Genomic DNA, 7,128 nt, shown 5'->3' on the forward strand with positions numbered 1-7,128 from the left:
TCGTAACCGGTGTACCATTGTCAGCGATATCAGTGACCGTGGTTAACGGCTCAACCACACCAGTCACCATACCCGTAGGCAAGGTTGCCGTTGCCTTCGCCAGCGGCCTAACGCCAAGCAGCTACACACTGAATCTGTTATACAGTGGCAGCGTGATCGCCAGTGGTTCAGCTAGCGATGTCAGTGTTGTCATCCCAGCTGGCTCATACAGCATAAACGGCACAATTGATGGTGTCCCATTATCAGCGCTGCCAGTGAGTGTTAGCGCTGGGCAGGTGGCTTCAGTTACCATACCAGTGGGTAAGATAGCCGTCGGCTTCGCTGGTGGTTACGTGCCTAGCAGCTACACGTTGAACCTGACGTACAATGGTATGACCGTTGCAAGTGGTTCAGCCAGTGCGGTTAGTATCGTGGTGCCGAGCGGCACCTACAGCGTAAGCGGTGTCATTAGTGGTGTGCCAGTGTCAGCAATCAGCGTAACCGTGGCCACTGGGCAGATAGCATCAGTCACTATACCAGTCGGTAAGGTTGCAGTGACCTTTGCAGGCGGCTTAATACCAAGCAGCTACTCACTGGCCCTGCAGTACAGTGGCAAGACCATTGCAAGTGGTTCGGCTAGTGATGTTAGTATCGTTGTTCCGGCCGGCACCTACACGCTTGTCGGTAATGTTAGTGGTGTGCCGATTTCACCAATAAGCCTCAGCGTCTCAGCCGGTACACAGGCATCAGCCACAGTGCCGGTAAGCCAACTAAGCATAACGGCATACACGGCTAATGGTGTGCAGTTAAGCAATGCGCAGATAGCAGTAACCTACAGTGGTAAGCAGGTGGCTGCTGGCACAGGCTCACTAAGCGTCATAGTGCCAGGCGGCGTATCATACACAATATCAGTGAGCGCCTACGGAGTAACCAACACAACCACGGTGACACCGGCAGTGGGCACCGTGATGAGCGTTAGGGCTGTTGTGCCCATAAGCGGCTACATAATATTCGGCGCCTTCGTGCCACTGAGCACGCTGATATTGGTGGCAGTGATAATACTGGTGGTGGTGATAATCATAGTGGTGCTACTGATGGAGTACAGCAACTGGAGGAGGAGGAGACTGGCAGGCGGCCTATTCGGCCCAGGCGCCAAGTAAGAGCCCCTAAAGACCTTTAAAACAGGCAAAATCTCTTCAAATTTTTTCCCTTCTTTTTCCCCTTCTTCCCTCAAATCCCCTTGGCTTAATTCGCATTAATCTTCATTATTGACGCTAAAGCTTAAATACGGGCATGTTAATTGGGGGTGATGGGCGAGGAGACTAAGAGGCCCAATCAACAGGGTGAGGAGTACCTAGTGCCGGTGGAGAGGTACATGGCTGCGGCCGTTAGGCTTGGGGCCAGGGTGTCCAATGGCTACCTGCAGAGGAGGGGCTTCATATTCACGGTTAGGCCCGATGGGTTGAGGATATTCAACCTGAAGAGGATTGACGAGAGGATTAGGATTGCGGCTAAGATGATTGCCAGGTACAACCCATCAAGGGTCATGGTTCATTCAACCAAGCCATACGCCTCAAGGCCAATTCAAATGTTCTGCAAGTTCGTCGGCTGCCTACCTGTGACTGGTAGGTTGATACCAGGTACTTTAACGAATCCATACCTAAGCCACCACATAGACATAGACCTCCTAATGGTGGCTGACCCCAAGACCGACTTCCAGGCAATTAATGAGGCGTCTTTAACCGGCATACCGGTAATAGCCCTAGTTGACACTGACAGCGACATAACATTTATCGACTTCGCAATACCCTGCAACAACAAGGGTAGGAACAGCCTAGCCCTAATATTCTGGCTACTGGCCAGGCAGGTGCTTAGGGAGAGGGGTGAGTTAAAGCCAGACGAGGACCTACCAGTTAGCTGGGAGGAGTTCAGAGTCCCCGTTGGGCAGAGCCAGTAACACCCATTATTGATAGGTAAACGCCAGCAAGCACAATAACCATGGCCAAGGCCTCTAAAACACCCACACCCTGCCTAAAGAATATGTAAGCCAGTATAGTTGAGCCCACTGGTTCAATGAGGGTCGCCGTGGAGACCACGGTGGCTGGTAGGTACCTCAGTGAGTAATTGAGCAGCGTATGCCCAGCCAACATGGGGCCCACCACGATGAGCAACACCATCATAAACGCCCTTAGGTCAAGCCTAAGCGGGTCAACCCCCAATAGTAGGGCCACTGGGGCCGTGAATAGGGAGGCTAAGGCGTATACAACAGCCGCGTAGACCGCGGTGGATAACCTGGCCCTAGCTAACTCACCAACCACGAAGTACACGGCACCCGACACTGCACCGGCCAGGGCTAGTAGGTCGCCTAGCAGTGAGCCGACCCCAAGGCCGTAGGAGGAGTACATTATTAATGTAACACCTGCCAACGCCATAAAGGCTCCAAGGATGCTTAGCTCATTGATACCTCTCTTTAACGCTAGGCTTATGGGTATTGTGAAGATGACGTAGGTTGAAACTATGGTGACGCTCATGGCCACCGTGGTGTAGTAGAGTGATGTTACCCAAGTCATGAAGTGAACAGCCAAAGCCAAGCCACCCACGGTGAGTAGGCCCATGGGTAACTCAACCTTGACCCTCCTCAACTCCCTAACCGCTTGGGGAGTTAGGGCTAGTGAAGCCAATAGGGTCCTCCAGAGTGACACCGAAAGTGGGTTTAGGCCACTCCACAGTATTAATATTGATGCCCAGGAGATGGCGAAGCCGGCGATGGCAAGTGAGGCAATGGCTGCATCCCTACCCATGTTATGTTGCTTAGCTTGCCCACTTAAAGTGTTACCTAGCCTGAGGTTAACCAGGTTATTAAATGCTGGGGGTTACTGGTCCTTATCCTTATCGTTATTGGGCCCAGTGGGCTCTCAACCTCACCCATGGCGAAGGATAGGATACCCACGTAGGCAGCCTGCTTATTAGCATTAATCACCACTTCATTGCCGATCACACTCCTGCTCAACACTTCCCTAGCGGTCTCCCCAATCCTCCCCCTCCTGATAAGCTCCCTAAGCTTACCCAGGCTCCTTAATCCCCTTGCCCTGCCGTGGATGAACTTGGTATTGTTCATTACCAGGACCTCAACCTCATCAAGGTCAATTAGGTTTAGCACAGCACTCCTAACCTTAGCCTCACTCTCGGTTGGCCTAACCTCGGCGTAGACCTCAACCTCTACGTCACTCAGCACGCCTAATCACCGTAAACCTCCCTAACAATCATCCTAACCTTATCCCTTAACTCATCTATGCTTAAACCCTCGTTGACTATTATGTAGTCCGCCAGGCTTATTAGGTTAGCCAGGCCGAAGGCGAGCTCCCTATAATCCCTGACCATTAGGTCAAGTGGATCCCTTGGGTCATCGGGCCTACCCCTACTGGCTAACCTACTGAACCTCGTCTTGAGGCTGGCAACTATGAATATTAACCTAACGTCCCCAAGGGCCTCCCTGAAGGCCTCATACTCCTCCCTGCTCCTAAGCCCCTCAATAGCCACCCTACCCCCCTTAAACTTGGCTACGTCACCCAGTGTTAGCTTAGCCACAGCCCTTGAGCCGTACATGACCCTAAGCCTAGTGGCCGCCTCATCAGTGCTAACCCCCATTCTACCAGCCTCAGCCCTAACGTAATCCCCCATCACGAAGACCCTAAACCCCATCTCAGCCAAGACCCCACTCACGGTGGACTTCCCTGAACCTGGAAGCCCGGCTATGCAGAGCACCGGCACAGAAACCATTGGGGCATGGATTTAAAACCTTTACAACAGCCAGGTGGATTAGTAAGCTAAATCAATTTAAATGCACCCTCAGGTCCTTTAATAGGGATGGAGCTGGTCCTAATGTCCATAAAGCCGGGCTTTGGCGATGCCATACTGGACGGTAGGAAGAGGGCTGAGTTGAGGAGGATGGTTAATGGCCCGATAACGCCAGGGGATCTGGTGGTGCTTTACCTGTCATCACCCAGGAAGGCCATTGAGGGCTTCTTTAAGGCTAAGAGGGTTTACGTTGGGAGGAGGAGTGAATTAATGAGGATAGCCAGCGAATTGGGCAACCTAGGCTTGAGGGAGGGGGATTGGGGGTATGTTGATGAGGATAGGGAGGGGATGATGATAATCGTTGATGAACCAAGGAGGTGCCCAAGGCCAATAACCTTAGACCAACTAATGGGCATGGTGAGGGGCTTCAAACCACCCCTAAGCTACATTAGGCTTAGGCCCAACGACGACCTTTACTGGGTTATATTCAAGAGGTGCCTGGAGCCAATCCTAAGGAGCATGTGGACCTAACCGCCACCCTGCTCCTCCCTCTTCTTCTTAGTAAGCCCAACCATCATGCTTGCGTACATGAGCAACTTCCAAGCCTCCGCATAATCCATGTACTCCCTAATAACCTTCCTGGCAAGTTCCCTAAGTTCAAGCGCCTCCTCGTAGGTCAAATCATTCGGATCCTTATCCAGTAGCTCCCCAAGTCTTTTCCACTCTTCCTTGGTTAGTGGGTTTATTGATGTGGCGAGTCTCATAATCCTCCTAGCCTCATTCTTAGCAATAACCGCCCTCTCGGGTTTAATAACACCCTCAGTCATTAGGAGTTCGATGAAGAATTCCTGATAGCTACTAAAGGCTTCACTAAGCCTATTAACCCTGGAATCAATATAACCCTTCAACTCATTAAACCTCCCATCAACATAACCCCTCAACTCATCAAACCTCCTATCGATTTCCCTAAATCTTTCATCAATTTCCTTAAACCTCATCCTAATCTCCCTAAATTCACCACCAAGCCAAAACAAACCCCCACCTAACATACCGATTATGGTTAGTGAGAGTCCAATCACGTAAATGGTGGCTACATCAGGCATATTAATTGATTCGTTTCACTCGTTAATATAGTTTTTGATGACCTAAAACTTTAAGCGTTGCCACTACACTTCGCCGCTTGTTATCTCCCTTGGGTCTGGCTTCCTACTGATGACCCTACCCCCGTCTATTATTATCTCGTTTCCCGTCATGAATGTGTTTAGGTCTGAGATTAGGAAGGCTATTAGCCAAGCAACCTCAATAGGCCTACCCATCCTCCCTATCAGTGTTGCCGCATTCTCATCGAGACTTTTAGGCACCTCACTACCCCTGACGTACACTGGCCCTGGGGTTACTGTTATGACCTGTATGCCGTATTTACCCAGGTCAACCGCCATGCTCCTCGTCATTGCTATTAAACCACCCTTAGTGGTTACGTAGGGGAATGATGACTCGAGGGGGAAGTAGGCCTGTATGGCGGCCACGTTTATTATCTTGCCCTTAACCCCCTTGCTTATCATTAGCCTGGCCGCCATTTGAGAGAGTAGGAAGGGGGCTGTTAGGTTTAGCTCAATCATGCTATCCCACTCCTCAAGCGTCGTGTTCAGTATACTGTACCTGGAGTTCCTTGAGGCGTTGTTGATAAGGGCATGTATGATGCCAACCTCCCCCTCAAACCACCTTATGAAGTCGAGGACCTCCTGCCTCCTGGTCAAATCAACCCTCCTGAAGACTATGCCAACCTCCCTCTCAAGGGCCCTACCCCTGGCCTCATCCCTACCCACACCGTACACCGTTGCCCCAAGCTGCCTAAGCAACCTACCCGTGGCCTCACCAATGCCGTGGGTTACGCCTGTTATTAAAACCACCTTACCCCTCAGGTCTATGCTCATGGTTAAGCCGGTTAAGCAGAGGGTATTAAACAGTGAGCCCATTAGAATACTAATAGGTATACTTAACATATAACCTCGGCACCTAGCACTAAGGGTTAGGGATTAACCGTTAAGATGAGGAGTTGGATAGTGCGGGTTAAGCCTTACCCTCATGCACAGTAGCGTGTAACATGGGCAATGAACCGTGGTTAACACATCCAAGGCTGAATGCGGAGCAGGCAGGGTTATTAATCACCATGTATGTGCATTTCCCTAAGCCGTTTAATGAATAGCGCGTTCTCGTAAACCTCCTCATCCATGAACCTAAGCCCGCTAACCATCGACCTCATCCTACCGCAGTCATAGGTAACCCCAACGTACCTGTAAAGGGGCTTGATGTCACTTGGTAATGCAAGTTTAAGCAGTTGGTTAGGTACAGGAACCTTAACAATCCTCCTACTGAGGGCCTTAGCCATATCCTCAATGAACCTTGAAATAGGCACAGGCTCACACTCAGTGGCGTACATGTAGAGGCCCCTTGGCCTATCTGCATGCAGCCTAGCGAACAGTTCAGTCAACTTAACGGCGCTGATGGTCATCACCCTAACCTTAAGCATTGGTACAACGCCCAACCTGGCCACGTTAAACATCTGCATGAATTGGGAATGGGCGGCGTACCTACCGTAGACGAGGGTTGGCCTAACTATGGCCATTGGAAAGCCTGAGGAAAGCCAAGTCGAGTAAACCACCCTCTCACCAAGGCACTTAGTCTCCTCATACAGGTTTGATGGCCTAGCCCCCTCACAGTGCCTAGGCTCCTCAGTGATGAAACTCCCCACTGGGCCCATTACGTTGGAGGCACTTACATGTATCAGCATTGTTGACGGGGACTGTTTAGCTATCAGTGAAGCCAGTAACCCAGGCACGGTTACATGAGCCTCCCTCAGGGTGGCCTCACTGCCGCTCAAAACACCAATTAGGTTAATGACTGTGTCGGAGTTCTTAACCAGTGAGGCTAATAGATCCCTATCCACTGTTGGGTTAACCCTAACCAACTCAACCATGCCCCTAAGCAAGTCCGCATAAACCCCCTTAACGCCACTCAAGGACCTATAGGTGACGGTGACCTGGCCAACCTTAGATAAGCCCTCGGCTACGTGGGTTGCTATAAAGCCTAAGCCAAGCACGAGAAACCTAACCACACTTAAGATACTTAACCATGGTTTAAATATCTTCAAGCCTTAACCCTAAATTACCTAATCACTAACTCAATACCCTAGTGATCTTTATTTCGTATGCTTCTCTTACTGTTGCTCCTCCTTTTCTTAATTCTTCTATTGCCTTTTCGAATAAGCCATCCTTGGCCTCATAGATTAACAGTGCCATTGCTAGGTCTTCGCTCACGGTGTACAAGTATGTTAGGACTAGGTTTAGGTTC

Annotated in this window: 8 protein-coding genes and 1 pseudogene; 3 read left to right on the plus strand and 6 right to left on the minus strand. The window is 50.5% G+C overall.

Annotated elements, in window-relative coordinates; all coding sequences use genetic code 11:
* Together B7L70_RS11290 and rpsB are read left to right on the plus strand one after the other, a co-directional pair.
* Positions 1 to 1,139, plus strand: a pseudogene (locus tag B7L70_RS11290) (hypothetical protein); the annotation flags it as partial.
* Between the two features lie 149 nt (positions 1,140 to 1,288).
* Positions 1,289 to 1,936, plus strand: a complete 648-nt coding sequence (gene rpsB / locus B7L70_RS11295; RefSeq protein WP_081228281.1) for a 30S ribosomal protein S2 — start codon at positions 1,289 to 1,291, stop codon at positions 1,934 to 1,936.
* Here rpsB and B7L70_RS11300 read toward each other — a convergent pair.
* Genes B7L70_RS11300 through B7L70_RS11310 form a run of 3 tightly spaced genes read right to left on the minus strand, consistent with a single transcriptional unit; the run spans position 1,908 to position 3,744 of the window.
* Positions 1,908 to 2,780, minus strand: a complete 873-nt coding sequence (locus B7L70_RS11300; protein ID WP_081228282.1) for a DMT family transporter — start codon at positions 2,778 to 2,780, stop codon at positions 1,908 to 1,910. The genes rpsB and B7L70_RS11300 overlap by 29 nt on opposite strands.
* A 35-nt stretch (positions 2,781 to 2,815) precedes the next feature.
* Positions 2,816 to 3,214, minus strand: a complete 399-nt coding sequence (locus B7L70_RS11305) for an RNA-binding domain-containing protein (protein ID WP_081228283.1) — start codon at positions 3,212 to 3,214, stop codon at positions 2,816 to 2,818.
* Positions 3,215 to 3,216: 2 nt separating this feature from the next.
* Positions 3,217 to 3,744 (minus strand): AAA family ATPase, encoded by a 528-nt coding sequence (locus B7L70_RS11310; protein WP_238376228.1) that lies wholly within the window; start codon positions 3,742 to 3,744, stop codon positions 3,217 to 3,219.
* Positions 3,745 to 3,846: 102 nt separating this feature from the next.
* Here B7L70_RS11310 and B7L70_RS11315 point away from each other — a divergent pair, with 102 nt between their 5' ends.
* On the plus strand, positions 3,847 to 4,308 hold the full coding sequence (locus B7L70_RS11315; RefSeq protein ID WP_081228285.1) for a hypothetical protein: 462 nt from the start codon (positions 3,847 to 3,849) through the stop codon (positions 4,306 to 4,308).
* Here B7L70_RS11315 and B7L70_RS11320 read toward each other — a convergent pair.
* From B7L70_RS11320 to B7L70_RS11330, 3 genes are all read right to left on the minus strand, one after another.
* Positions 4,305 to 4,880, minus strand: a complete 576-nt coding sequence (locus B7L70_RS11320) for a hypothetical protein (RefSeq protein WP_081228286.1) — start codon at positions 4,878 to 4,880, stop codon at positions 4,305 to 4,307. The two genes, B7L70_RS11315 and B7L70_RS11320, sit on opposite strands and share 4 nt — an antisense overlap.
* Before the next feature lie 63 nt (positions 4,881 to 4,943).
* Positions 4,944 to 5,711, minus strand: coding sequence for an SDR family NAD(P)-dependent oxidoreductase (locus tag B7L70_RS11325; RefSeq protein WP_081228287.1), 768 nt, complete (start codon positions 5,709 to 5,711; stop codon positions 4,944 to 4,946).
* A 227-nt stretch (positions 5,712 to 5,938) separates the two neighbouring features.
* Positions 5,939 to 6,892: an NAD(P)-dependent oxidoreductase gene (locus tag B7L70_RS11330; RefSeq protein WP_162009170.1), complete on the minus strand. Its 954-nt coding sequence runs from the start codon at positions 6,890 to 6,892 to the stop codon at positions 5,939 to 5,941.
* Positions 6,893 to 7,128 lie beyond the last annotated feature (236 nt).

The sequence above is a fragment of the Vulcanisaeta sp. EB80 genome (assembly GCF_002078205.2).

Coding starts and splice junctions, on each gene's coding strand:
- rpsB (WP_081228281.1), top strand. CDS start 1,289: ATGGGCGAGGAGACTAAGAGGCCCAATCAACAGGGTGAGGAGTACCTA.
- B7L70_RS11300 (WP_081228282.1), bottom strand. CDS start 2,780: ATGGGTAGGGATGCAGCCATTGCCTCACTTGCCATCGCCGGCTTCGCC.
- B7L70_RS11315 (WP_081228285.1), top strand. CDS start 3,847: ATGGAGCTGGTCCTAATGTCCATAAAGCCGGGCTTTGGCGATGCCATA.
- B7L70_RS11320 (WP_081228286.1), bottom strand. CDS start 4,880: ATGCCTGATGTAGCCACCATTTACGTGATTGGACTCTCACTAACCATA.
- B7L70_RS11325 (WP_081228287.1), bottom strand. CDS start 5,711: ATGAGCATAGACCTGAGGGGTAAGGTGGTTTTAATAACAGGCGTAACC.